Annotated in this window: 1 protein-coding gene; it reads left to right on the top strand. The window is 36.1% G+C overall.

The genetic code is table 11. From position 1 onward, the window contains the following. Window positions 1-704 (top strand): transposase (locus tag OXQ85_RS20570; protein WP_267407017.1); only part of this gene is annotated, 704 nt, incomplete at both ends.

Genomic DNA, 704 nt, shown 5'->3' with positions numbered 1-704 from the left:
GTTGGAGCAAAATATTTAACAGTAAGCTTTAAAGATTTGGAAGGCAGAGATCTGGTTTTTAACATTGAAAACAGCAAACGCGCCATTTTATTATTTCTTAAAAAGTTCAGTGTTGAGGATTATTGTTTTGTGATTGAGGCCACAGGAAATTACAGTCATCGTATTTTGCATTTATCTTTACTTCAGGGCTTTGAATCGAGTTTAATCAATTGTATGTCGATTAAGTATTTTGCGAGCCTGAAAAATATCATCAGCAAAACGGATTTTGAAGATGCCAAACTGATCCGATTGTATGGAGAAACCTTTTTACGTAAGGTTTATCTTGCTAAAAGTGTTGAGATAGAATATTTAGATCAGGAACTTAAATTACTAAATGATTTGGAAGAAGAAAAACGAAGATATGAGGTAAAGCTCAAATCTCTTCACTACAATTTACACCTGAATCCCAACGTGGAAAAGCATTACGAAAGAAGGATTAAGCATCTGGCAAAAGAGATTAAGGAGGTTTTGAGCCGTCTTCCCGAACTTCAGGACGAAGAATTTAAGGAAACTAAAGACTTGCTGCAATCCGTGTCAGGCATTGGGGAAAAGACTTCTCTTCAGTTGATGACAGCAACTTCAGGTTTTAAGAATTTTAACTCTGCAAAATCGTTATCCAAGTATTTTGGCTTGGCTCCGCGGATTCATCAATCGGGAAAGAAATC

This window comes from Chryseobacterium sp. GM_Chr_2 (assembly GCF_026540445.1).
In the GTDB taxonomy this organism is placed as follows: domain Bacteria; phylum Bacteroidota; class Bacteroidia; order Flavobacteriales; family Weeksellaceae; genus Chryseobacterium.
This window is presented reverse-complemented; position numbering and strand designations above follow the sequence as displayed.